Origin of the sequence: Janthinobacterium sp. B9-8, from assembly GCF_000969645.2 — a bacterium.
Lineage (GTDB): Bacteria > Pseudomonadota > Gammaproteobacteria > Burkholderiales > Chitinibacteraceae > Iodobacter.
Genome location: NZ_CP014222.1, coordinates 2,606,031 through 2,628,687 on the forward strand (window position 1 = coordinate 2,606,031; position 22,657 = coordinate 2,628,687).

23 protein-coding genes are annotated in these 22,657 nt (G+C 48.3%); 11 read left to right on the forward strand and 12 right to left on the reverse strand.

Annotation, left to right across the window (positions count from 1 at the left end; all coding sequences use genetic code 11):
• Positions 1 to 223 precede the first annotated feature (223 nt).
• The 9 genes from VN23_RS11600 (at position 224) to VN23_RS11640 (ending at position 9,038) form a co-directional block, all read left to right on the forward strand.
• A complete protein-coding gene (locus VN23_RS11600; RefSeq protein ID WP_046350724.1) occupies positions 224 to 1,438 on the forward strand; it encodes an NAD(P)/FAD-dependent oxidoreductase in 1,215 nt (404 codons plus the stop codon).
• Positions 1,439 to 1,511: 73 nt separating this feature from the next.
• On the forward strand, positions 1,512 to 1,802 hold the full coding sequence (locus VN23_RS11605) for a putative quinol monooxygenase (RefSeq protein ID WP_046350723.1): 291 nt from the start codon (positions 1,512 to 1,514) through the stop codon (positions 1,800 to 1,802).
• A gap of 217 nt (positions 1,803 to 2,019) precedes the next feature.
• Positions 2,020 to 2,463 (forward strand): MarR family winged helix-turn-helix transcriptional regulator, encoded by a 444-nt coding sequence (locus VN23_RS11610; protein WP_046350722.1) that lies wholly within the window; start codon positions 2,020 to 2,022, stop codon positions 2,461 to 2,463.
• 153 nt (positions 2,464 to 2,616) lie between these two features.
• On the forward strand, positions 2,617 to 3,036 hold the full coding sequence (locus VN23_RS11615; protein ID WP_046350721.1) for an organic hydroperoxide resistance protein: 420 nt from the start codon (positions 2,617 to 2,619) through the stop codon (positions 3,034 to 3,036).
• A 484-nt stretch (positions 3,037 to 3,520) separates the two neighbouring features.
• On the forward strand, positions 3,521 to 4,249 hold the full coding sequence (locus tag VN23_RS11620; protein WP_046350720.1) for a YebC/PmpR family DNA-binding transcriptional regulator: 729 nt from the start codon (positions 3,521 to 3,523) through the stop codon (positions 4,247 to 4,249).
• Positions 4,250 to 4,350: 101 nt separating this feature from the next.
• Positions 4,351 to 6,162: an adenylate/guanylate cyclase domain-containing protein gene (locus tag VN23_RS11625; protein WP_046350719.1), complete on the forward strand. Its 1,812-nt coding sequence runs from the start codon at positions 4,351 to 4,353 to the stop codon at positions 6,160 to 6,162.
• 10 nt (positions 6,163 to 6,172) lie between these two features.
• Positions 6,173 to 6,688, forward strand: a complete 516-nt coding sequence (locus VN23_RS11630; RefSeq protein WP_052746451.1) for an SH3 domain-containing protein — start codon at positions 6,173 to 6,175, stop codon at positions 6,686 to 6,688.
• A 2-nt stretch (positions 6,689 to 6,690) separates the two neighbouring features.
• Entirely contained in the window at positions 6,691 to 7,551 is an 861-nt protein-coding gene (locus tag VN23_RS11635; RefSeq protein ID WP_052746450.1) for a M48 family metalloprotease, read from the forward strand.
• Positions 7,552 to 7,742: 191 nt separating this feature from the next.
• Positions 7,743 to 9,038 (forward strand): aminopeptidase P N-terminal domain-containing protein, encoded by a 1,296-nt coding sequence (locus VN23_RS11640; RefSeq protein ID WP_046350718.1) that lies wholly within the window; start codon positions 7,743 to 7,745, stop codon positions 9,036 to 9,038.
• Positions 9,039 to 9,101: 63 nt separating this feature from the next.
• Here VN23_RS11640 and VN23_RS11645 read toward each other — a convergent pair whose 3' ends face one another.
• The 3 genes from VN23_RS11645 to VN23_RS11655 form a co-directional block, all read right to left on the reverse strand.
• Positions 9,102 to 9,341 (reverse strand): DUF2789 domain-containing protein, encoded by a 240-nt coding sequence (locus VN23_RS11645; RefSeq protein WP_046350717.1) that lies wholly within the window; start codon positions 9,339 to 9,341, stop codon positions 9,102 to 9,104.
• 176 nt (positions 9,342 to 9,517) lie between these two features.
• Positions 9,518 to 10,501 (reverse strand): 23S rRNA (adenine(1618)-N(6))-methyltransferase RlmF, encoded by a 984-nt coding sequence (rlmF, locus tag VN23_RS11650; RefSeq protein ID WP_046350716.1) that lies wholly within the window; start codon positions 10,499 to 10,501, stop codon positions 9,518 to 9,520.
• 166 nt (positions 10,502 to 10,667) lie between these two features.
• Positions 10,668 to 11,123 (reverse strand): hypothetical protein, encoded by a 456-nt coding sequence (locus tag VN23_RS11655; RefSeq protein ID WP_046350715.1) that lies wholly within the window; start codon positions 11,121 to 11,123, stop codon positions 10,668 to 10,670.
• Between the two features lie 584 nt (positions 11,124 to 11,707).
• Between VN23_RS11655 and VN23_RS11660 the strand changes: the two genes are divergently transcribed.
• Positions 11,708 to 12,208: a DUF3016 domain-containing protein gene (locus tag VN23_RS11660; RefSeq protein ID WP_052746449.1), complete on the forward strand. Its 501-nt coding sequence runs from the start codon at positions 11,708 to 11,710 to the stop codon at positions 12,206 to 12,208.
• A 66-nt stretch (positions 12,209 to 12,274) separates the two neighbouring features.
• Here the strand turns inward: VN23_RS11660 and VN23_RS11665 are convergent, their stop codons facing one another.
• The 6 genes from VN23_RS11665 to VN23_RS11690 form a co-directional block, all read right to left on the reverse strand.
• Positions 12,275 to 12,550 (reverse strand): DUF5710 domain-containing protein, encoded by a 276-nt coding sequence (locus tag VN23_RS11665; RefSeq protein ID WP_052746448.1) that lies wholly within the window; start codon positions 12,548 to 12,550, stop codon positions 12,275 to 12,277.
• A gap of 53 nt (positions 12,551 to 12,603) precedes the next feature.
• Positions 12,604 to 13,155, reverse strand: a complete 552-nt coding sequence (locus VN23_RS11670) for a PqiC family protein (protein ID WP_052746447.1) — start codon at positions 13,153 to 13,155, stop codon at positions 12,604 to 12,606.
• On the reverse strand, positions 13,152 to 14,831 hold the full coding sequence (gene pqiB, locus VN23_RS11675; protein WP_082752756.1) for an intermembrane transport protein PqiB: 1,680 nt from the start codon (positions 14,829 to 14,831) through the stop codon (positions 13,152 to 13,154). The genes VN23_RS11670 and pqiB overlap by 4 nt, the downstream gene beginning before the upstream one ends.
• A gap of 54 nt (positions 14,832 to 14,885) precedes the next feature.
• A complete protein-coding gene (locus tag VN23_RS11680; RefSeq protein WP_197432910.1) occupies positions 14,886 to 16,109 on the reverse strand; it encodes a paraquat-inducible protein A in 1,224 nt (407 codons plus the stop codon).
• A gap of 220 nt (positions 16,110 to 16,329) precedes the next feature.
• Positions 16,330 to 16,929 carry a YSC84-related protein gene (locus tag VN23_RS11685; RefSeq protein WP_052746446.1) on the reverse strand — a complete coding sequence of 200 codons (600 nt, stop codon included), beginning with the start codon at positions 16,927 to 16,929 and terminating at the stop codon, positions 16,330 to 16,332.
• Between the two features lie 459 nt (positions 16,930 to 17,388).
• Complete coding sequence (locus VN23_RS11690) at positions 17,389 to 18,027, reverse strand: peroxiredoxin (protein WP_046350892.1); 639 nt, start codon at positions 18,025 to 18,027, stop codon at positions 17,389 to 17,391.
• Between the two features lie 434 nt (positions 18,028 to 18,461).
• Here VN23_RS11690 and VN23_RS11695 point away from each other — a divergent pair, with 434 nt between their 5' ends.
• Complete coding sequence (locus tag VN23_RS11695) at positions 18,462 to 19,787, forward strand: YncE family protein (RefSeq protein ID WP_046350714.1); 1,326 nt, start codon at positions 18,462 to 18,464, stop codon at positions 19,785 to 19,787.
• Positions 19,788 to 19,932: 145 nt separating this feature from the next.
• Here VN23_RS11695 and VN23_RS11700 read toward each other — a convergent pair whose 3' ends face one another.
• From VN23_RS11700 to VN23_RS11710, 3 genes are all read right to left on the reverse strand, one after another.
• Positions 19,933 to 20,616, reverse strand: coding sequence for an amino acid ABC transporter permease (locus VN23_RS11700; protein ID WP_046350713.1), 684 nt, complete (start codon positions 20,614 to 20,616; stop codon positions 19,933 to 19,935).
• Complete coding sequence (locus VN23_RS11705) at positions 20,613 to 21,347, reverse strand: amino acid ABC transporter permease (protein ID WP_046350891.1); 735 nt, start codon at positions 21,345 to 21,347, stop codon at positions 20,613 to 20,615. Before VN23_RS11705 ends, VN23_RS11700 begins: the two co-directional genes overlap by 4 nt.
• Before the next feature lie 229 nt (positions 21,348 to 21,576).
• Positions 21,577 to 22,380, reverse strand: coding sequence for an ABC transporter substrate-binding protein (locus VN23_RS11710; protein ID WP_046350712.1), 804 nt, complete (start codon positions 22,378 to 22,380; stop codon positions 21,577 to 21,579).
• Between the last annotated feature and the right edge of the window lie 277 nt (positions 22,381 to 22,657).

The window sequence follows — 22,657 nt, forward strand, 5'->3', positions numbered from 1 at the left end:
CAAAGAGACTTCTAAGCGAGTATATCGAGAAATATAATCAGATAGCATCCGACTATAACTGAATGCCAGCAAGCTAAACATCCTGTAAATCACCATCAGCTCAAAACCAAGCCGTCGTCATAAAAAAATAATAGCCTTTTTTTAAAGCCTATCTTTTAAGACAATAACTGGTTTACCAGCTACAAACAATAAAACTGACTACTCATGTAACAAAGGAGAAGGTATGTTTGATATTGTGATTATTGGTGGTGGTGCAGCAGGCCTAGGGGTGGCGCAGGCGATTTACAAGCGGCAGAAAGGGTTGAAAATTGCAATTGTGGAGCCTGCTGCACAGCATTTTTATCAACCCGCGTGGACGCTGGTGGGTGCAGGGGCGTTCGATATTAAGCAAAGCGTTAAGCCCATGAGTAAGGTGATGCCGCGCTTTGTAAAATGGATTCAATCTGCGGCAGCAATCTTCCATCCCGATCAAAACAGCATCACGCTAGAGAATAAAGATATTTTGCAATACCGTACTTTAATTGTATGCCCCGGCTTATGCTTAAATTGGTCTGCTATTGAAGGGCTGGAAGAAACGCTGGGTAAAAACGGGGTAACTTCCAATTATCGCAGCGATTTATCTCCTTACACATGGCAATTAGTGCAGCAATTAAAAAGCGGCGTAGCTTTATTTACCCAATCGGCCATGCCGATTAAATGTGCTGGCGCGCCGCAGAAAGCCGTTTATTTATCCTGTTCTCACTGGGAAAAACAGCAGACGCTCAGCAATATCAAGGTGCATTTTCATAATGCAGGCGCAACGCTATTCGGGGTAGCCTATTTTATTCCTATTCTTAAACAGTATATGGATCGCTATCGGGTAAATTTAAGTTTTTCCAGCAATTTAATCAAAGTAGATGGCGAAAAAAAAATAGCAACTTTTGCAAACACTCACTCTGATGGGAGCATCACTTTTACCGAATCAGCCTTTGATATGCTGCATATTGTGCCACCACAATGCGCCCACCCTTTTATTGCCAATAGCCCGCTGGCCAATGCAGCCGGCTGGGTAGATGTAGACCCCCATTCCTTGCAACATATACGTTATGCCAATGTTTTCTCATTAGGCGATGCAGCTTCCAGCCCCAATGCTAAAACAGCCGCAGCTATTCGCAAACAGGCCCCGGTTGTTGCCATTAATATCATTAGTTATTTATCCGGATTAACAAGTAAAGCAATTTATAATGGCTATGGTGGCTGCCCACTTACAGTAGAAAATGGAAAAATTGTACTGGCTGAATTTGCCTATAACGGCGAGCTTGATCCTACATTTAAATTTCTGGCACCCCATATTCCAAGAAGATTTAACTGGTTTATCAAGCGCCATCTCTTAGCCATTGTGTATTGGCATGGATTATTACGCGGCAGAGAATGGCTGGTTAAAACGAAAGTAGAATAATAAGGAATTAAACTAAGCCTTTAGCCTGCAGCTAGGTTTTTATCACGCTAAAACGCCTCCCATAAGGATCTCTATGAGCAACCCTCTGTTTGTATTAGCCACTATCATTGCCAAACCCAATCACGCCCAGCAAGTTGCCGATGCCATTCGCTTGGCCTTAGCGCCTTCTCGACAAGAAGAAGGCTGCCATCGTTACGATTTGCTGCTTGATAATCAGGACAATCAGCGCTTTATTATTCAGGAACAATGGCAAAATAAGGCTGCGCATAATGCGCATATGCTCACTGCACATTTCAAAACCTTAGTAGAGTGCATTGCGCCTTTGGCAAGCATTGAAGTGACGAAATTAAGCTTATTGGCTTAATCAATACAGGTCAGGGCTTTATTTAATTAAGCCACTGGCCGCTTTTCCATCATGTCTTTTTAAGCTTTGCGGGAAGTGCCAATCAACGATTCTCCGCAAAGCGCATACCAAACAACAGCGGGGCTGGCATGACTCCCTTTTATAAATTTGATCGTACTACCCCCATCAGGCACGCTAAACTAGTATCTGCTTCTTCACACCCGCCAGAAAAAATAATATGGAATCTGATTTAGATTTACTCAGCCTTGATAAGCAATTTTGCTTTTCTTTGTATTCTGCCTCGCTGGCGATGACCAAAGCTTACAAGCCGCTGCTAGAAAAAATTGGCCTCACTTACCCGCAGTATCTGGTGATGCTGGTGCTATGGCAGCACGACAATATTTTGGTCAAAGACATTGGCGAAGCGCTGTTTCTGGATTCCGGTACGTTAACGCCGCTGCTTAAACGTATGGAAAGCGCCGCACTGATTACCCGTCAGCGCGATAACAGAGACGAACGTCAGGTGCGTATCACCCTCACACCCAGTGGCAAGGCCCTTAAAGAAACAGCTCAAATGATTCCTGTGCAGCTTTTATGCGCCAGCGGGCAAAGCACCGAAACGCTCATGCAGCTGCGCAGCCAGCTAGCCCAAATTCGTGATGGCCTGAACACACGGCACTAAAAAACGTATTCCTGCTGGTGATATCAAGCATCCAGCCCGCCCTGATGCCGTTCTTTTTACACAATTAAGTTGTACACAATTTAATTGTGTAATATAGTTAATCCATCGACCTGACAGGGCCGCTACTTTTCGATAAAAACCAAGGAGCATCCTATGCAAATTCTTTACACAGCCAATGCAACAGCAAACGGTGGCCGCGATGGCCGCGCAGCTTCTGACGATCAAAAACTCAATGTGCAATTAAGTACGCCCAAGGAACTAGGCGGTGCAGGTGGCGAAGGGACAAACCCTGAGCAATTATTTGCAGCGGGTTACTCCGCCTGCTTTATCGGGGCAATGAAGTTTGTTGCCGCCGCAGGGAAAATCGCGCTGCCAGCAAGCACATCAGTCAATGGTTTAGTGGGAATTGGCCCAAATGGCCAGGGTGGCTTTGGTTTACAAGTTGCGCTGAATGTATCTATCCCCGGCATGGAGCGCAGTGCAGCTCAAGAACTCGTTAATAAGGCGCACGAAGTTTGCCCTTATTCAAATGCCACTCGCGGCAATATTGAAGTCACCCTCACCCTGCTGTAATTTATTCGCCCTTATCCATGCTGGTTGATGGCGGGCTACTTATACCGGTGCACCGGTTTTACAGCCAAGGTACCCACTTCAGATACCCTGGCAAAATAAAACGAAGGAAGCTCTGATTAAATCGTCATCCCCGAATGTTTTTATAGGCAATCCATTGCAAATACTGCATTCCCGCCTGCACAGAAATGACGAAACTAAATAAATCAGAGTTTCCCCAGATCAATCAGCATTTAAGTCATCAAAAAAGTAACTTCCTATCCGCTCCAGATTAAGAGCCAATAACAATTACCTCCATTGGCAGGAATGTAATCGCGCTTCATCACTTGTAAACCACAGGCCATTTACCCACTATTTGCCCCAGATCAAGCAAATAGCTCGGCTTTTTTGCCGAATCCGCTGCAAGCAAAGAATCCCCCTCTCCTCCTTCTGCCCTCTCTCTGCTAAAATCCGTCATTAAACTTCGGCTTTAACAGGACATTCGAGCATGGCAGGTCACTCAAAGTGGGCAAATATTCAGCATCGTAAAGGTCGCCAGGACGCCAAACGCGGCCAGCTCTTTACCCGTCTGATTAAAGAAATTACCGTTGCCGCCAAAATGGGCGGCGGCGAAATTGAAACCAATCCACGTTTACGTCTGGCGATTGATAAAGCCTACGACGCCAATATGCCAAAAGACAATGTGCAACGCGCCGTTGAACGTGGCTCGGGCAACTTGGAAGGCGTGGATTACGTTGAATGCCGCTATGAAGGTTATGGCATCGGCGGCGCAGCCGTAATGATTGACTGCCTAACCGACAACCGCGTGCGTACCGTGGCCGAAGTGCGTCATGCCTTTGCCAAGTGCGGCGGCAATATGGGCGCAGATGGCTGCGTATCGTTCCAGTTTAAACACTGCGGCACACTGATTTTTGCTCCCGGCACACCAGAAGACGCGCTAATGGAAGTCGCTCTGGAAGCCGGTGCGGACGACATCATCACCAATGATGATGGCTCTATCGAAGTGATCACTCCGCCTTATGAATTTATTACCGTAAAAGAAGCGCTGGAAAAAGCAGGCTTTAAAGCGGAAATGGGCGAAGTCACCATGAAGCCGCAAGCCGAAACCGAGATCCTCGGTGACGATGTGGCAAAAATGCAAAAACTACTTGATATGCTAGAAAACCTCGACGACGCACAGGCTGTGTACACCACAGCGGTAATGGACGAAGAGTAATCGCTGGCTAGCACCCGCATATCAAGAAAAAAAGCCTGCAGAAATGCGGGCTTTTTTATTGAGCGCTATAAAGATCAGGAAGCATCTTTACGGGCGCAGTCATGCTGCAACGCTTTTCCTACCTTTCTATCTTTATTCTGCTGAGCAGCTTGCTACTGCTGGATTACGGCTGGCTGAATTATAGCGCTGTGATTGATGATCGCAGCGGCGACTGGCTGCTGGAGAAAAACGCCAACCGCCGTGCTGCATCTACCGATATTGTAATTGTCGATATCGATCAGAAAAGCTTAGAAACCATGAATGAAGTAGCTGGCAGCTGGCCTTGGCCACGCGCAATTCATGCCGAGCTACTGAGCGCGATAGCCGCGCATCAGCCCAAAGCCATTGTGTTTGATGTACTGTTTAACGAGCCCGATACTTTTCGTGCCGATAGCGATCAGCTATTCAGAGACACTGTTTTACAACAGCAAAATATCTATCTGCCCAGCACACTCTTGGTTGATGGCATAGGCGCAAGGCTCGCCGATCTACCCGCTATTTATGGCCTAAAAAAAATGCCGCAAGCTAAGCCAGATGCGCGTGCGCCACTGCTGCTGCCACTGGTGCTACCGCCCGAAACCTGGCGCGGTGGCCTGATTAATTTTAAAAAAGATCCAGATGGCATCGGCCGCCATTATTGGATTTTTGCCGAAACCCAAGGCTGGCGCCTCCCCTCTTTGCCCTCCCGCTTAGCCACAGATTTCAACTGGCCCCAGCCCCAGGGCAACGATATCCGCATCAACTGGTTGCAAGCCCACAAGCACATCAGCTATAGCGATCTCTATTTTGATTTCAACCGCGAAAAACCACAGCGCCCGGCTGATGAGTTAAAAAATAAGATCGTCCTCATTGGCACTGCCGCACCGGGCTTGCAAGATTTGCGCCCTACGCCACTTTCTGCCAATTTTCCCGGCGTCGAGATTTTAGCCACAGCCATTGATAATTTACAAAATGGCGATTGGTTGCAAACCCCTGCCCGAGGCTATTTTGCCCCGCTGGGGCTAGCCTTAATGGGCCTGCTGTTCTTAGGCTTTCAGCACAAAATTAACACCCTCTATTTAGGCGGCGCTTTACTGCTGATGACCTTAGCCGGGTTAGCTATTTTCTGGTTTGGCCTAAGCCGTAATCAATACTGGTCTATCGCCTCTGCCAGTGTATGGGCCTGGGTTTATTACTGGCTGGCCGCCCTATTTGCCTATCTGGCAGAAAAAGCTCAGCGCGAGCAGGCAATCAACCTGTTCGGGCGATTTCTAGATCAGCGCGTGGTGAAGCAATTGGTGGCACAAGGCGAAATACACAGCAGCCAGCAAGCAGAATCGCGTGAGCTAACGGTGTTGTTTTCTGATATTCGCGGCTTTACCACACTCTCTGAAACGCGCACACCGGAATATATCGTCAGCCTGCTCAACCGCTATTTCTCCCAGCAAGTCGAGATTATTTTTCGCCATGGTGGCACGCTGGATAAGTTTATTGGCGACGCCATTATGGCGTTCTGGGGCGCGCCAATGAATGACAGTGAGCACGCCAGGCATGCCGTTGCCGCTGCCATCGAAATGTCGGCCGCACTGGTTAAGTTTAAAACCGAGCTAACCGATTTAGGCGCTGATTTTGATATCGGCATTGGCCTGCACACCGGCCCTGCCGTGGTGGGTTTTATTGGCTCGGATGCACGCTTGGATTACACAATTATTGGCGATTCTGTCAATTTAGCCTCACGTATCGAAGGCCTCACCAAGGGCATCTCGCGCGTTCTGGTATCCGATGCCACGCGGCTAGCCTGTGATCAGCACTTTGCTTTTGTACCGCACGGCAGCTTTCATGTGAAAGGCCGCGAGCAAGAAGTCGAGCTGTTTGAACCCCGTTTAAATTCGTAAGGAAAACATCATGAACAAAGGACTATGGCTGCTACTGGCCTTAAGCAGCAGCGCAGGAGCCGAGACCGCCAGCGTCATTCGCGATTCTGATCTACGCGATAAACCTTTTCTAGATGCTGCCGTGATTGGCCAGCTCAAAAAAGACAATGTGGTCGATATCCAGATGCGCCAGGGCGCATGGATGCAAATCAAGAGCGATAGCAAACTCGTTGGCTGGATTAAATTGCTCAATGTCAGAACAGGCCGAGCGAGCGAGGGTGGCACCAGCTTAGCGTCATTAAACCCCTTTAAAACGGGGTCTTCTGGCAGCACGGTTACCACGGGCGTCAAAGGACTTTCAGCCGAACAGCTCCAGAATGCCCAACCCAACCCTGAAGAACTCAGCAAACTAAAAAACTACACGGCAAGTGACTCGGATGCGCAAAAAAGCGCGGCTAAAGAGCAACTGATCGCGCAGGAAGTGGCGTATATCGCCATGGATAAAAAACCAGCCAGTGATGACACCCCAAAAAACAGGAGAAACTAATCATGCGTATCCGCCTAATGATGCTGGCCTGCTTATTCCCTGCTGCAGCCTTTGCCTTCGATTTTGGCAAACTGGATATCAGCAATTTAATCGACGGCGTAAAAAACACCGCCGACGCCATGCATAAAGCCACTCCGGCAGAGGAGCAGGAAATTGGCTCTAGTGCTGCCTCACTCTTACTAGGCGCAGCTCCGCTGGTGGCCTCCCCTGCCTTACAGCAATATGTAAACCAAGTGGGAATGTGGATCGTCAAGCAATCGGAGCAGCCCAATATGGTGTTCCACTTTGGCGTGATAGACAGCCCAAATATCAATGCATTTACCACACCCGGCGGTTATATCCTGCTTACCAAAGGCCTGTTTGATACCTTTCGCAATGAGGCAGAGCTGGCTGGCGTATTGGCCCACGAAATCACGCACACGCTCAAACGCCACCATATGCAAGCCATTGAATCCGGAAAATGGCAAAAGGTAGGCGGAAATATCGCCAAAGCGGGTGCTGATAACGTTAAAAATAGCGCCGCTTCACAGCTGGTATCGCTCAGTAGCCGAGGCGCTTTAGAGCTTTTCGTTCGCGGCTTAGATAAGGGCGATGAATTTGAAGCAGACATCGGTGGCATGGTTTTAGCCGCCAGAGCAGGCTACAACCCTTATGGCTTAGTCTCGGTATTGCAAACACTGGGCAATATCAACCCAGCAGAGGGCACAATTGCACTAATGTTCAGCACCCACCCCAGCCCCAGCGATAGGCTCAACACCATTGAAAGCGTGATTGGCGACAAATTAGAAAATTACGCCGGTGGCGCAGAAAGCACCAAGCGCTTTCAAACCATTAAAGCATCGTTGGGCGGGGCAAAAAAATAAGCCCTCGCTGCTTAGATCGGGTTAGCAGTCTGTGTGCGAGGTTTACCTCGCTCAGCGATAAGCGCGTAACCCGACAATGCTCAATCAACTCAGCCCTCCCAACACAATAAGTAAAATCCACAAGTAAGTAAAAATACGTGCTGCGCTGCGCCTCGCCGTATAATCTGCCTACCTTATTTGGGATAGCCGCCATGCAGCCTTACGTAACCCGCCGTGCAACCTTGTCCACACGCTTAGCTGCTGGTGTGGTTATTGTGCCGAATACGACAGAAATTATTCGCAATGCCGATACAACTTATCCGTTTCGCTATGATTCCGGCTTTTATTACCTCACTGGTTTTAATGAGCCGGATGCCGTTTTTGTTCAGGTCATCGGCGCGACAAGAACGCAAAATATCTTGTTCTGTCGCCCCAAGGATTTAGAGCGCGAAATCTGGGATGGCCATCGCCACGGCCCTGATGCTGCCCGCGAGCTGTTTGGCTTTGATGCGGCTTACTCCATTGAAGAGCTCGACAATAAAATGGTTGAGCTATTACAAAACCAGCCCCGCCTGCACACTGCTTTTGGCCAAAATGCCGCATGGGATAACCGGGTTTCCAGCTGGGTTAACGGTGTGCGTGCCAAGGTGCGCAGCGGCATCACCGCCCCGAATGAAATCGCCGATGTGCGCGGCACGATTGCCGAAATGCGTTTATTTAAAGATGAGTTTGAAATCGCCCTCTTGCGTAAAGCAGGGCTGATTAACTCTGCAGCCCACGTTCGCGCCATGCGCTTTGCTCGCCCAGGGCAAATGGAATACGAAGTAGAGGCCGAAATCCTGCACGATTACTATCGTCAGGGTAGCCGCTTTCCAGCTTACTCCAGCATTGTGGCCTCGGGTGCTAATGCCACCTGCCTGCATTACGGCGATAATAATCAGCGCATGAACGACGGCGATTTACTGCTAATTGATGCCGGTTGCGAAATCGGCGGCTATGCATCGGACATCACCCGCACTTTCCCGGTAAATGGCAAATTCAGCGGCCCGCAAAAAGACGTTTACGAAATCACCCTCGCCGCCCAATACGCCGCGCTCGATGTTTGCCGCGCAGGCAAAAGCTGGAACGCGCCACACGAAGCGGCTGTGCGTGTACTGGCTCAAGGCATGATTGACTTAGGCTTATTACAAGGCTCGCTCGATGGCGCGCTTGAATCGCTGAGCTATAAGCAGTTTTATATGCACAACACCGGCCACTGGATGGGCCTCGATGTGCATGATGCCGGCGCTTATAAAATCAAAGGCGAATGGCGTAATCTGGAAGCAGGGATGGTGATGACAGTAGAGCCGGGTTTTTACATCCGCCCAGCCGCCAATGTGCCCAAGCACTTTGAAAACATTGGTGTGCGTATCGAAGACGATGTGCTGATTACCACGAACGGCATGGAAAACCTGAACGCCAGCTGCCCAAAAACCGTGGCAGAAATTGAAGCGATTATGGCAAGGTAAGGTAGCAAGTAAAACCCGCGAATTTGCTTTAAAAAAGAGATAAAAAAGCAAATACGCGGGTCTCTAGGGCATTGCCCGCAAAGCCACATCAAGCTGATCAATGACTTCGGCCCAATCAGCGTCTTCTTCAAGCTCTTCCTGCAAAAACGCAGCCTGACTCGCCGTCCAGAACGGGGCCTTAATTAAGGAAAAATGAGGAGCCAGTGGCGCGTGCAGCATAATAAACGCCGCAATATCGTCATCGCCTGATGCCAGACCAAGTTGAGCAAACAGAGCATTAAGATGATGGGTAAATTTTTCCACGGGCAACTCCTGCAAAAAGAGATTGAGGCTTATAGCTTGGCTTAGCGATATTCAAATAAGCAAACTATCTGCCAATCGACAAGACCAAGGTCAAGTTTTACACACGTAAACAACAAAGCAAAACCCCCTAAATTGCTGATGGGCTTCAGCTTTGCTCCAAAAATAGCCCCTATAGCCTATCGGGCGCGCCAGCGGCTTTTTGCCCATAGTTTTTGCTCGGCTTCGGTCATGAAGCTCCATGCCACCACCCGGCTGATTTTATTCCCTTGCGCCATATCCAGTGTTTTAACCTGAATTGCGCCAATTCTTTCTAAGGCCTGATAAACCAGCGGCAAGTTGTCTTGCTTGGAAACCAAGGTAGAGAACCACAGGCATTGCTGCTTAAACGGACGGCTTTGCGAAATCATGGTGCGTACAAAGCGCATTTCGCCACCTTCGCACCACAGCTCATTACTTTGGCCGCCAAAATTAAGCACCGGCGGCGGCAGGCCTTTACCCTTGGCGTGGCCCGTACCTAGGCTACGTAATTTACGACGTGTACCACCAGCAGCATCCGCAGCAGAGGAATGAAACGGCGGGTTGCACAGGGTAAATTCAAATAAATCAGTAGGCTGAATTAGGCCTTCAAAGATATTTTCTGCATCTACCTGATAGCGGCAAACAAGGCCGTCTTTTAAAACTTCATTGCGCTCAAAAATCTCATACGCATTATCCAGCGCCAAATCGTCCGTATCGCTGCCGACAAACTGCCAGCCATAAGCCACTTTACCCAGCATAGGGTAGATGGCATTCGCGCCCACACCAATATCCAGCACCTGCACGGCAGCGCCACGCGGCACAACGCCTTTATTGCTGGTGGCGAGCAAATCAGCCATGGTGTGTACATAATCTGCTCGACCCGGAATCGGCGGGCAAAGGTAGCCTTCTGGTAAGCCCCATTCTTTAATGCCATAAAAGTGGCTGAGTAAGGCGCGGTTTAGCGTTTTTACTGCGGCCGGATCAGCAAAATCAATCGATTCATCGCCATAGGCATTGGGGGCCACAAAGGGCGCCAGATCCGGGCAACTGACGATCAGCGCAGGGAAATCATAGCGGCCACGATGAAGGTTACGCGGGTGAAGATTGTTTTTAATAGTGGGGAGTTCTTTTTTTTCAGACATTGTAGCTGCTGCCGTACGGGGTAATCATTGGCCGAACCTTAACAGAAATGGGAAGTTGCCAATATGTAAACCGGCATTTAGATCTGTTAGGCGGGATAAGGCGGGAATCATACTGCCATCCATCATGCAGAAGCACTACGCGGAGCCCCGCTCCGCGCATTGCACTTTATTCAGTGGCTAAAAACGGGCGTGTTGCAAAATTCTGGGCAATTTTTTCCAACTGGCGAAGTGTATCGCCGCGCAAGGCATGAATGCCATTATCGCCTTGGAAATTAGCACGCACTGCGGCAGAAAAATGTTCACGCAGCCATTTACTGGTTATCTCGACGGCTTCATCGCTGTCCGAGCCTTCAAACCACATGCTTTGTACGTGGGCAGGATCATAAAAAATGGTTGATTGCACATCGACCACCGGCACCTTCACTGCAGCTTTATCGCTCCAGCGAACACAGGCAAGTAATTGCACACTGCCTTTTTTGCCGGCCGGGGTTTTAATCACCCAGATGCGATCAGGGAAACTTTCGCTCAGCTCAGCCAGTTTGCCACGAGACGAACGAAACCAGCCAATGTGCCCAGCAGCCATGTCTGCTTTTACATCTTTCCAATAGTACAAAACATCCATATTGAAGACTTCCTTAGTTCGTTAAACACTTACATCCTTTGCAGGCTGATTAGCCACGCTCAAGCTTTGCAAGATTAAAGATTCTTGCCGCTAGATTAGCGCAGGCCATTTAAACCCAGCCGCCCTTTAAGAAGGTAACTTAAAAAGCACTCACAAATCCAACGATCATTACAATTTGTTGTGTCTAAGCGATAACTCTTCTGCATTTTTTAATCTGCAACCACAAAACAGCGCTGATTTATGACAAACACACAGCGCGTCTTATCTATTATCTAAAGCGGTAAAAATACATATTAAATAGTATAAACAAACAATGACTCAAACCATGACTCCACGCCATGTGGATAATTTACTTGTTCAGCTACAGAAACAGCTTTAAGTTTATCCCATTATCAAGCAGATAAGCGCATCAAGCAGTGCCTATACTCAGCATGATTGAGTTTTTATCTGAATGTTTTTTAAGCGATGGATCGATTCATTAAGTACTCCGGCATAAAGCTGCGGGTAATACGCTGTTTTAAAAGTCTTTATTTTAAATCTTAATTAGATAATCAATCAATTAAGTAAATAATTGGAGCAGAAAAATGCAGAAAATATTACTCAGCTTAAGCCTGTTTACCCTGATAAGCAGCAATACATGGGCAGGGGACGCCAAAATAACTTGGCAAAATCCTGAAAAATACAGCGATATCCGTGCCTCGCATGAAGTGCAAGAGCGCTTTCAGGAAAAGCTGTTTAAACATTTTGATAAAGTATTTACCGAGCTAGCGGCTCAATTACCCGCAGATAGCAGCCTAGACATCACGGTAACAGATTTTGATTTAGCCGGAGAAATTATTCCGCGCCCCGGCAGTAGCGTGAATGAAGTCCGGATTATTAAAGAAATTTACAGCCCGAAAATCACGTTTAATTATGTATATACCCATAAAGACCAGATTGTCTCTGGCGCAGAAAATTTACGTGATATGAATTATATGTCCGGCGTTGCGCGATCCAGCCACAGGGCAGAATTTGAATACGAAGAAAAAATGCTTAGGAAATGGTTTGTTAAACTGCAAAAAAACAAAACATTTCCTATTCAATAAAATAGCACCCCCCGAAATAAATCTATCCTAGAGCGTCTTCGGGGGGATCAACTCAATCCTATCAACTTACTTCAAAATAATATCGTGCTCCGTTACTTCCCAAGGCGGCTCACCGTAATCTAGCCCTCCTAATCTAGGCAGCGGCTTTGCAGAAGGCGTTTTTTCAGCTGAAGCTTGTGGAGCAGCAGACGCAGCCACTTTTTCATCTATCCATTGCAAATACGGGCTTAGGTCCGCTTTATCAACGATATACCACACCTTTTTTGCTGCATCCCATTTTGCGCCCAAAGCCTTTGCACTGTCTTTTTCGGCAAAAGGCACTTTCAAATTCACCCGCATCATCGATTACTCTTTAGCTATTTATTAAATATATCAATTCAGCCTCAAACACGGCGCTATAAATCCTTACTGATATTCTGGCTTAAGCGATCCAGCCCCTCGCTCAAAGCCAGCACCAGCGCATCATACCCTGCCCCCTGCTGCGCTACTTCCAAGTAAAAAGGCGATTGCATTAAGAGCTTTTGCTCTGCATTACGTAAGCTCCAACGCCCGCCAAGCAACGCCTTACCATCATCCCGACCATTAAACTGGCTTAATTCTATGGTTAGCGTGCTGATTCGTGCATCGGGGGCAGAGCCCAGCCAAAGCTGGCGGGGCTGGTATTGCTGCATTCTTGCGACCAAAACCCGCTTCACGCCCTCTTGCACTCTTTCTGCCCACAGGTTTTGCTGGGCCAGCGTCAGCCCCACCTCGCCCTGCTGATAGGCAATCCCACCCGCAGACAAGAAATCAGCCAGTTTAATATCCACTAATACAACAGGGCGATCAACGCTGCTTGCAGGCGCTGGCGGTAAGGGCACATCAGGCAAGCGATAATAGCGGGTAACAGGCACGCTGCTGCAAGCCGTAAGCAAGCACAACAGCGCTAAGATGATACGCGTTTTCATGGCTTAGCCCCTTTAGGCTGAACATCCTCTTGCTTGCGATCAAACAAGAGTACGTTGGGTTTTTCATTCAGCGTGCGAATCACAGGCCGTGCTTCTTGTAAGACTTGATTCACGCTCTCTAAAGTGCGGTTTAGCTCCCCATAAGCAGCAGATTGCCCGGAGTAATCGCCCAAGGTGCTGTTTAAGGTGTTTAAAGTATCCTGAACCTTACTTAAAGTACGTTGCACTTCATCAGGCAGGCCTTGTATCTGTGGCTGCCGGACAAAATCATCCAGCGTTTTAACCAGAACACGGATATCACCAGCAAGCTTGCCGGTTTCATCCAGTGTTTTATTGCCCTGCTCCAGCACGCCTTCAAGCTTCAGGCCATTGAGCTTATCAAGCAAAGCGATGACTTTGTTTTCAATTTGGACCAGGCCACCATCGCCGGTAGGCAGGATGGGCAGGCCGGCGTATTTATCCAGCACTTTTGCCTGCGGCTTGCCACTAAAATCAACGTCAACATATAAAGAGCCCGTCAGCATATTGCCATTTTTAAGCTTTAATACCATGCCGCTGCCCACCTGGGTGGCAATCACTTTACGCCAGTAATCATCGCTCTCGTTTTCTGCCCCGGTAGCCAAACGCCCAAGCTCTAAATAAATCAGCACAGGAATACCATGATATTTGCGGGTTTTATTTTCCAGCTTAGGAATGGCATAAGGCACCGCACCAACCGTACCAATCCGCAGCCCCCTCAGCTCCACCGGAGCGCCGGGCTTTAAGCCGCGCACCGAGTCACTAAAGAGCGCGATATAAGGCAGGCGGCGCTCAAACTGGCGCTCCAGCGAGCTGGCTTCATCAGAAAACAAAGTAAACGCACTCTGATCTTTAACCTGCTCGCCCAGGGGCATATTTTCCGGCACACCAAATGCAACGCCACCAGACAATACGGATTCCAGCGAGCCGGCATTGAGCTTAATCCCATCTGCACTGAGTGCCAGCTGCACACCACTGGCCACCCAAAAGCGTGAGTTCTCTGTAACCAGACGATCATAGGGGCGCTGAATAAACAGGCGGTAATTCATTTGCCGCTGCTCAGGATCAAACTCGGCTTTCTCTACGCGGCCCACTTCAAAGTTCTGATACAAAATCGGGTCGCCCACACTCAGCACCTTTACGCTGCGGCCAGAGAGCTGCAAGCGCAGCCCCGGCACATCGGCAGCCGTCACGGGTGGCTCATTCAGCACAATAAATTCATTTTGCAAATTCTTTGATTTACCCGGATTAAGCTGAATAAACGATCCCGACAAGAGTGTTGATAATCCACTGATACCACTGCGATCTACCCTTGGCTTAACCATCCAAAACTGGCTGTCTACATTTAATAAATCACGCGCTTCCAGATCCAGCCTTGCGGTAACGCGAACCCGATTTTTGACCGAATCCAGCTCCACATCGATCACCTTCCCCACATTCACCGACAAAACCTTCACCGTAGTTTTGCCGACCTCAATCCCCTCGGCGTTAGGCATATACAAAACGATTTCCGGCCCCTGATGCCGCCATGTGTCGTACACCATCCACGCCCCCACCAAGAGCGCAACCAAAGGCACCAGCCAAATCAATGAAACCCGCCTTAGCCAGCCTATTTTTGCTTGTGGTAGTTCCGCGTTTTTTTCTACTTCATTTTCCATCGGGATAATCCTGTCAGTCCTGCGCGCAGGCAGAAATTCATCACAAATTCATGCTTATTTATTTTCATTAGAAGGATGTGCATCCCAGATCAGGCGCACATCAAAACTTAAAGCAGCCAGCATGGTAAATACCACTACGCCAGCAAAAGAAACCGCGGCTACGCCGGGAAATACCGACATCAACTTACCCATATGAATTAAAGCCACCAAAATCACCACCACAAACACGTCCACCATCGACCAGCGCCCAATCAGCTCGGTCATGCGATACAGCTTGGTGTAGTGCAATGCGCTTTTACCAGGCTTGCTTTGAGCTGCAATGCACAGCAAAGCAATCGAAATAAACTTCACCAGCGGCACCGCCACGCTGGCTACAAAAATAATGACGGCTACCGGATAGGAACCCATATTCCATAACAGCACTACCCCTTCCAAAATAGTAGAAGGCACACTGTCCCCCAGTGATTCGGTAATCATAATGGGGTACACATTGGCAGGCACATAAAGCGAAACGGCAGTTAGCAGCAAGGCCCAGGTCATGGCCACACTATGCGGCTGGCGCGAATAAATTTTGGCGTGGCAACGCCCGCATTTCTCTGCGTTGTGAGCGTTAAAAAAGCCACACACTGGGCAAGACTTTGCCCCTTTCTCCCGCAGCTGCTGCGCAGGTAATCCTTCTAAATGATCTAATTGAAAACCAAACCAGTGCACATCAAATACCGCTACCGTTTTAGTCAGTGCAATCGAGAACAATAACATCGCCCAAAATGACAAACCCAAACCAATTTGTGCCAATGAAGCCAGCTTAATCAAGCTCACTAAAATACCAATCACAAATACATCGGCCATCATCCACGGCTCTAGCCGTATTGCTAAACGCAATACGCTGCGCATACCCGGAAAATGTATTGACCATTTCAGCGCCATTGCCAAATAAATCACGGCACATAGAAACATCGCGGGGGTAAGTAATACACAGCTCAACAATACATTGGCCACAATACCAAAATCTGCTTCAACCAGAGCCTTTGCGCTACTGAAAAAAGTCATTTCACTTTCTACACCGGCAATATGCAAATTAAGCAAGGGAAAAGCGCAGCTTAATAGCAATAAAATCAGTGCAGTAAGCGCATAAGCCATCGGTGTATCAAATGGATGGAGCGGCACGCTACATAGATGATGACCACAGCGCACGCAGCTTGCTTGCTGCCCGGCGTGTAATTCATCCAGCTTTTGCAATAAATCGCACTGAGCGCAGCGCACATCATGAGCAGGCAAAGCCGACTGTTGCCTATCCACCGCTCGGGAATAAGCAAAAGTATTAAGCCACGTGAATGACCTGCGAATAGATTTAAATTTTGTAAACAAATTAGAAAACATCCGAAGCTAAAACACCAATGGCCCGCAAATTCTGCGGGCCAAATGCCAGTTTCCAACACGAGCCTAGCTGCGCATCAGCGCGCATCCAGCAAACTGTACCAGAGCACAAGCTCAATACTTATTTCTTATTCAACTCATCACTCACCATATATTTAGAACCATTCACAGTCGCTTCTGCTGTCAGGCCATTTTCGGTGAATTGATACACAAATACATTCTTGGCCAAATGCTTCGCCCCAGCGATTTGAACGCCTGTTTTGCCAGCCTTAGCGGCCGCGCCTGCTTCACCGCTTGCACTCCAGCCAGAGGAGATAAACTTGTTATAGGCTTCATTGCTGGTGAATACCCAAACCTCGCGCGTTTCTTTTGCGCCCAAGCCAATACCCAGCTTACCTTGCAGCATATCCATATACGTGCGCTTGCCCGCGGCAACGGCTACCCCATCCCCACCGCCGATCCCCACAAACATCGCCTGAAAGCCACCGGTGCGAAACACTGCATAAGCCGAAGCTTTAGCAATCTGAGATTTTGCATTAGGAAATTGTTTATAAACCTGAGCCAGCGTTTCTTGCGCCGCATGATCAATCATAGCGCGTCGCTCTGTCGGTGTCTTTTGCTCGGCAGATGATTCCATACTGCCCGGCTTAACAGCAGAATCGGCCAACACAGGGAAGGCCAGCAATGTAGTGATTGCAAATATCGTTGAACGTAATCGCATAATTAAACTCCTGATAAATTTAAGAAACTTACTTACAAAAATGTAATTTAAGCATTTTAAAATAATTCAGTCTTTAACTATTAGCCCCGTTATTAAGATACCTACAAGCTAACATGTTTAAGGCGGGCAAAGTAAAACACAAATAGTAAAAAATATATGTCAATGCATTCTGATTTTTAATGTAAATATGTCACAACCAATCATCAAAATATTATTTTTTCAAAAATTGAAAACGTATTTCATATTTAATGATGCTATACATAAAAAAATAAATTTTTATTCAAGCAATAAATATTCGCCACATTGAATTAATAGTCCGTGTAGCACATTACAATAAAAAAACACCGCCTCCTAAGAAGCAGTGTTTTAGCAAGAATTAAAAAATAACTAATAAATCACCACTGATAATGCAGCAAAAACCGCACAGAATAGCCACGGCTATTATCCAACGGGGCCAGCTTAACGATTTGGCTGTGGCGTTAAACGCAAATAAGGTCGAATGGCTTTATAACCTTTGGGAAAACGCTGGGCAATTTCATCAGCATCTTGCAAGGAAGGAATAATCACCACATCGTCGCCATCTACCCAATCGGCGGGCGTGGCTACTTTGTGATGATCCGTCAGTTGCAAGGAATCAATCACGCGCAGGATTTCATTAAAGTTGCGGCCCGTGCTGGCTGGATAAGTCAGTGTTAAGCGGATTTTTTTGGCTGGATCGATAATAAATACCGAGCGAACCGTTAGATTAGCTAAAGAATTGGGGTGGATCATATCGTACAGCTCGGCCACTTTGCGATCCGCATCGGCCAGAATAGGGAAGTTAACTGAGGTATTTTGCGTTTCATTAATATCGTTAATCCAGGCCACATGCGATTGCAGCGTGTCTACACTGACCGCCAGTGGTTTTACATTACGCTTTTTAAATTCTTCCGCCAGCTTGGCCGTTTTACCAAGCTCGGTTGTGCACACTGGGGTGAAATCAGCAGGGTGAGAAAACAGCACCACCCACTGCTCGCCTGCCCATGCATGAAAGCTAATCTCGCCTGCAGACGATTGCTGAGTAAAGTCGGGAGCCACATCACCTAAACGTAGTGTCATTTGATATTTCCTTTGATTAAACAGCATCAGCAAAACGCCTTGCCTGCGGCTGATTCTACCCAAGCCAATAAAAACAAAAAGCAATATATAACGATAACTTTATTACTTTTTATATCAAATATTTCACGCTACCCACCCACATCCCAGCCCTTGTGCAAGCCCATTCCCCAAGTTTTTACCTCAAAAAAATCTTACTACACCAAACACATCTGATGACCCCTTCCTCGCTGAAGAAGCCTAGATACGATCTGGATATCGGTCTGGCTAAATCCGCGATCCAATCCAGAGTAGCCCTAGCAAAACGCTTATTAGCACTCAAGTACTATGTATATACAAATCTATTATTTGTTGACAGCGGCTATCATTCATATACTATTTGGAAATATAAAATTAAATCAATATTCCAAAAAACTCATTAAATTTATCGGATCATCATGCCTGCCTATATAAACTCCGCTCAATCATTTAACTCCGGCCACCTGCTCAAGCATCCAAAACTTAAGCTAGCCGCAGCCCTGCTCTCTGTTGCCTTAATCAGTGCTTGCGGCGGTGAGGATAGCACCGAGCCTGTCGCCAGCGCTCCAGCTCCTGTCCTTAGCCCGGCAGAAAAGTACTCTGCCCTTTTAGAAATCCGTACTCTGGGTAACCCAGGCAAGGTGGCCACCACCAAAGATGGTAATACGGTGTTTTTATCGGTCAGCACCATTGTGGATTCGGCCACGCAAAAAGAAGGCAACGGCGGGATTGAAATCTTTAAAAAGACCGCCACCGGCCTCGAAAAAACCGGTTTTATCCCGGTTAACTCTATCTATGCACACGGCCTGACTGTCTTGCCTGATCAATCCACTCTGGCTGTTGCCATTGGCAATGCCGGGCTGGCATTAATTGATATTCAGGATGCACTTAAAGGCAAAGCTAACCCCGTTTATATTGATCTGGGTAAAAACGCAGGTACTTTTGATCTGGTCAGCACGCCAGACAGCAAATACATCTACACCGCCAATGAATACGGCGTGGCAGCAGGGGCAAGCACACCGGGTAATGTGGGTGTGATTGAAATTTCTAAAGATGCACGCGGCAAAGCCAATGGCAAATTGCTCGGCCAGATCACCACTGGGGCCAGCACCATAGCCGGCATCGCCATTACACCCGATGGCAAGCGCGTTTATGCCGTCAGCCAGATCCTTTTGCCCAATAACACGCTTAAAGTAGCCGGGCTGAATAACCCCGCCATTACCAAGCAAACGTGCGTGCAGGGCGACCCGAACAAGCCATATCCACACGGCATTTTAACGGTGATTGATGCGCAAAAAGCCATCACTAGCCCAAGCCCGGCAGCCGTGCTTAACAATATCGCCGCAGCATGCTCCCCGGTGCGGATTGCGGTAACGGCTGATCAGAAAAAACTATGGATTTCAGCACGCGGAGAAAACAAAGTGCTGTCCTACGATATCGCAGCCTTAGAAACCACCCCGGATCAGGCATTTCTGAGCGCCATAGATTCAGGCGGATCGGCCCCTGTGGGCATTCACCTGCTCGACAACGATCAAGTCATTGCCGTGGCCAACTCGGATCGCTTTAGCAACACCGGCAAAGCCGCTAATTTAACCCTGCTAAAAACCAGCGCAACCGCCAGCAGCCCAAGCATTAAAACCCTGCAAACCGGCCTGTTCCCCCGCGGGCTAACGGTCTCGCCCGATGGCAAAACCATCTACCTGACCAATTATGTATCAAGCACCCTACAGCTGATCGCAAACTAAAAAACCGGGCAATCACGAAACTGGCTTTGTGATTGCCCTTAATACATTGAAACAGCATTTTGCTAGACTATCTACCCGCAAGCTGCAGGCTTATCAGATCATTCACTTAAAACACCAACGAAATACTCAAGCCCCACTTTTCCATTTACGCCGCACCCAAACGCCCGGCCAGCACCCGCTTCCCCAGCCATTGCACGGCGGTGCATAGCAGCAAATACACCAGTGCAATAAAGCCGAAAACTTCCAGCGGGTAGACTTGCTCGCGGCTGTTGACTTGGCTGGCAACGAAGGTAAATTCGGCCACGCCAACGATATAGGCCAGTGAGGTGTCTTTCACCAGCACCACCCACTGATTCACAAAAGATGGCTGCACAATACTTAGGGCTTGCGGCAGGATAACGAGGCGCAAGACTTGATAGCGATTCAGGCCGCTGGCGTGAGCGGCTTCCCACTGGCCATCCGGCACGGCGCGTATGCCCGATTGCACGGTGTAGGCGAGATATGCGCCAGACACCAGCGACAGCGCGGCAATCACGGTGAGCACGCCGGGGATGTCGATGCCAAAGGCAATCGGCAGTAAGAAGTAGCACCAGAAAATCAGCAGCAAAACGGGGATAGCGCGCAACAGCTCGCAGACGGCCAGTAAAATTCGCCGCAGCCAGCCTTGGATGAGCGTGAGGCTGATGCCCCAGACCAGCCCTAAAATACTGGCGAGGATGGCGGCACTGGATGCCAAAATCAGGGTAAGAGCGATGCCGCCCAGTGGGCCGTTGGGCCAGGCGCCGACAAAAAAGAACAGCAGATTATTGCTAATCACAGCGGTATTCATGCCCATCTCCGCAGGGGTTTTGCTACAGGGCCAGCTAAAGTGCGCTGCACCAGCACAATCAGCAGCACATAAAACACGCTGGCCACGGCAAAAGATTGGAATGTCAGCAGGGTTTGGGCGTCGATCTGGCGTGAGCGGTAGGAAAGCTCCATCACGCCAATGGCCATGGTGAGTGAAGTGTTTTTAATGGTGTTCAGCCATTGCCCCAACAGCGGCGGCCATGCGGTTTTAATCGCCTGCGGCCAAATCACCCAGCGCAAAACATCCAAGGGGCGCAGCCCCAAGGCCCGGCCCGCATTCCACTGGCCCTGGCCCACGGCATTCATGCCAGAGCGGATATCTTCGGCAATAAACGCCATAGCGTAGAGCGATAAGGCCACCCATGCGGCGATAAACTCAAACGATGGTAAGCCAAGAAAGAGATCCCCTGCCTGCCAGAGCACATGCGGGCTATTTAGCCAGAGCATCCAATCCTCGGGCAGCAAGGAACCCACAGCAAAATACCAAAACAGCACTTGCACCAGCAGCGGAATATTACGGATCAAATGATGTGGCAGCGCCAAAACCCGGTTGCGTGATTGATGGCGGGCAATACCCAACAGCACGCCAGCAACAGTGCCCGCAAAAATCACGGCCACAGAAAGTAATAAAGTAATCAGCAAGCCTTGGCCCAGCGTCAGAATATGCGGCCAATCCAGCCAGCCATTGCCCAGCCATGCGGGGGGATTCATTTCCCTTACTCCAATAAAAAAATGCGCAAGGGCGAACCCTTGTGCTAAAAAAGTCGATACTAGGAGAAAAACAATGTCTAAAGCGCAGGTAAAGCTCATTACGACACAGCCTGTTTCATCCGTAAATCACAAATACCTGTTTACTGCACCTTCAAAAAAACATTTACAGCGACTTTGCAAATAACCACCTCATTTGCAACGCTCAGAGAGAGAGATCGCTTAAACCGGATTAAACCTTGTCACCAATCTTAAAATCACGCGGTAAGGCTGCACGACTTTTCGGGCCGAACCAGTGATCATAAATCTTTTTTGCCTGACCTGATTTCTCTAGCTCCAGCAGGGCATCGTTTACCTCTTTGCTCAGGCGCTCTTCGCCACGCGGGATACCAATGGCCTGATATTCACGCGTCAAAGCAAAAGGGGAAATCTCGTATTTAGTTTTATCCGGCGCATTAGCCAACAGTGCCAGCAGCTTGGCGTCATCCTGGGTAATGGCTTGCACGTTGCCATTACGTAGTGCGGTGAAAGCTAATGGCGTATCGTCATAAGCCACTACCGGTGTGCTTGGGTATTTTTCGCGCAGCAGGGTTTCTTGGGTAGTGCCTTTATCTACACCAATACGCAGCTTGGCGATATCTGTCGGAGTTTTAAGCAGGCCTTTTCTGGCGATAAACTTTTGCCCGGTGGCAAAATAAGGGGTGCTGAATTCAACCTGCTTACGGCGCTCCTCCGTTACCGTAAAGTTAGCCGCGACCAAATCCACTTTATTTGCGGTGAGTAAAGGAATGCGATTAGCCGGATTAGTCGCCAACAGCTCCAGCTTTACCCCGAGCTTTTTGGCGATCGCCTGTGCGATTTCCACATCAAAGCCCACCAGCTGGCGGCTGGTTTCGCTTACAAAACCAAAGGGTGGATTGCTGTCAAAAGCGGCCACACGCAATACACCCGCTTTTTTGATGTCATCCAGCTTATCTGCCAAGGCAGGAGCCGCAATGGTTGTAAGGATCAAAGCTAGTAATAGAGAGCATTTCATGATTTATTCTCTTATCAAGTTTTATTTAAAACTGAGGTGAACCTTAGCTTTAAGATTCAGAATTTGGTAATCAACCGCAATGAATGCATCATGCCTGACGTAGTAAATAATTAAAAAGAATTTAAAATTTGATTTATATAATTAAATAGAATATAAATCACAGAGATCTTTACGGACTAAAGAGATGTATGGCTTTAGCAGATCTTGCGTAAAATGCGCTAAAAGCGCTTTTTTGATAAAGAATCATGAAAGTTTGAATCAATAGTTTGGGCATAAG

What these genes read in the sequence shown, in the direction of transcription:
- VN23_RS11600 (WP_046350724.1), top strand. Translation starts at nt 224, where the DNA reads ATGTTTGATATTGTGATTATTGGTGGTGGTGCAGCAGGCCTAGGGGTG.
- VN23_RS11605 (WP_046350723.1), top strand. Translation starts at nt 1,512, where the DNA reads ATGAGCAACCCTCTGTTTGTATTAGCCACTATCATTGCCAAACCCAAT.
- VN23_RS11610 (WP_046350722.1), top strand. Translation starts at nt 2,020, where the DNA reads ATGGAATCTGATTTAGATTTACTCAGCCTTGATAAGCAATTTTGCTTT.
- VN23_RS11615 (WP_046350721.1), top strand. Translation starts at nt 2,617, where the DNA reads ATGCAAATTCTTTACACAGCCAATGCAACAGCAAACGGTGGCCGCGAT.
- VN23_RS11620 (WP_046350720.1), top strand. Translation starts at nt 3,521, where the DNA reads ATGGCAGGTCACTCAAAGTGGGCAAATATTCAGCATCGTAAAGGTCGC.
- VN23_RS11625 (WP_046350719.1), top strand. Translation starts at nt 4,351, where the DNA reads ATGCTGCAACGCTTTTCCTACCTTTCTATCTTTATTCTGCTGAGCAGC.
- VN23_RS11630 (WP_052746451.1), top strand. Translation starts at nt 6,173, where the DNA reads ATGAACAAAGGACTATGGCTGCTACTGGCCTTAAGCAGCAGCGCAGGA.
- VN23_RS11635 (WP_052746450.1), top strand. Translation starts at nt 6,691, where the DNA reads ATGCGTATCCGCCTAATGATGCTGGCCTGCTTATTCCCTGCTGCAGCC.
- VN23_RS11640 (WP_046350718.1), top strand. Translation starts at nt 7,743, where the DNA reads ATGCAGCCTTACGTAACCCGCCGTGCAACCTTGTCCACACGCTTAGCT.
- rlmF (WP_046350716.1), bottom strand. Translation starts at nt 10,501, where the DNA reads ATGTCTGAAAAAAAAGAACTCCCCACTATTAAAAACAATCTTCACCCG.
- VN23_RS11655 (WP_046350715.1), bottom strand. Translation starts at nt 11,123, where the DNA reads ATGGATGTTTTGTACTATTGGAAAGATGTAAAAGCAGACATGGCTGCT.
- VN23_RS11660 (WP_052746449.1), top strand. Translation starts at nt 11,708, where the DNA reads ATGCAGAAAATATTACTCAGCTTAAGCCTGTTTACCCTGATAAGCAGC.
- VN23_RS11665 (WP_052746448.1), bottom strand. Translation starts at nt 12,550, where the DNA reads ATGATGCGGGTGAATTTGAAAGTGCCTTTTGCCGAAAAAGACAGTGCA.
- VN23_RS11670 (WP_052746447.1), bottom strand. Translation starts at nt 13,155, where the DNA reads ATGAAAACGCGTATCATCTTAGCGCTGTTGTGCTTGCTTACGGCTTGC.
- pqiB (WP_082752756.1), bottom strand. Translation starts at nt 14,831, where the DNA reads ATGGAAAATGAAGTAGAAAAAAACGCGGAACTACCACAAGCAAAAATA.
- VN23_RS11685 (WP_052746446.1), bottom strand. Translation starts at nt 16,929, where the DNA reads ATGCGATTACGTTCAACGATATTTGCAATCACTACATTGCTGGCCTTC.
- VN23_RS11690 (WP_046350892.1), bottom strand. Translation starts at nt 18,027, where the DNA reads ATGACACTACGTTTAGGTGATGTGGCTCCCGACTTTACTCAGCAATCG.
- VN23_RS11695 (WP_046350714.1), top strand. Translation starts at nt 18,462, where the DNA reads ATGCCTGCCTATATAAACTCCGCTCAATCATTTAACTCCGGCCACCTG.
- VN23_RS11700 (WP_046350713.1), bottom strand. Translation starts at nt 20,616, where the DNA reads ATGAATACCGCTGTGATTAGCAATAATCTGCTGTTCTTTTTTGTCGGC.
- VN23_RS11705 (WP_046350891.1), bottom strand. Translation starts at nt 21,347, where the DNA reads ATGAATCCCCCCGCATGGCTGGGCAATGGCTGGCTGGATTGGCCGCAT.
- VN23_RS11710 (WP_046350712.1), bottom strand. Translation starts at nt 22,380, where the DNA reads ATGAAATGCTCTCTATTACTAGCTTTGATCCTTACAACCATTGCGGCT.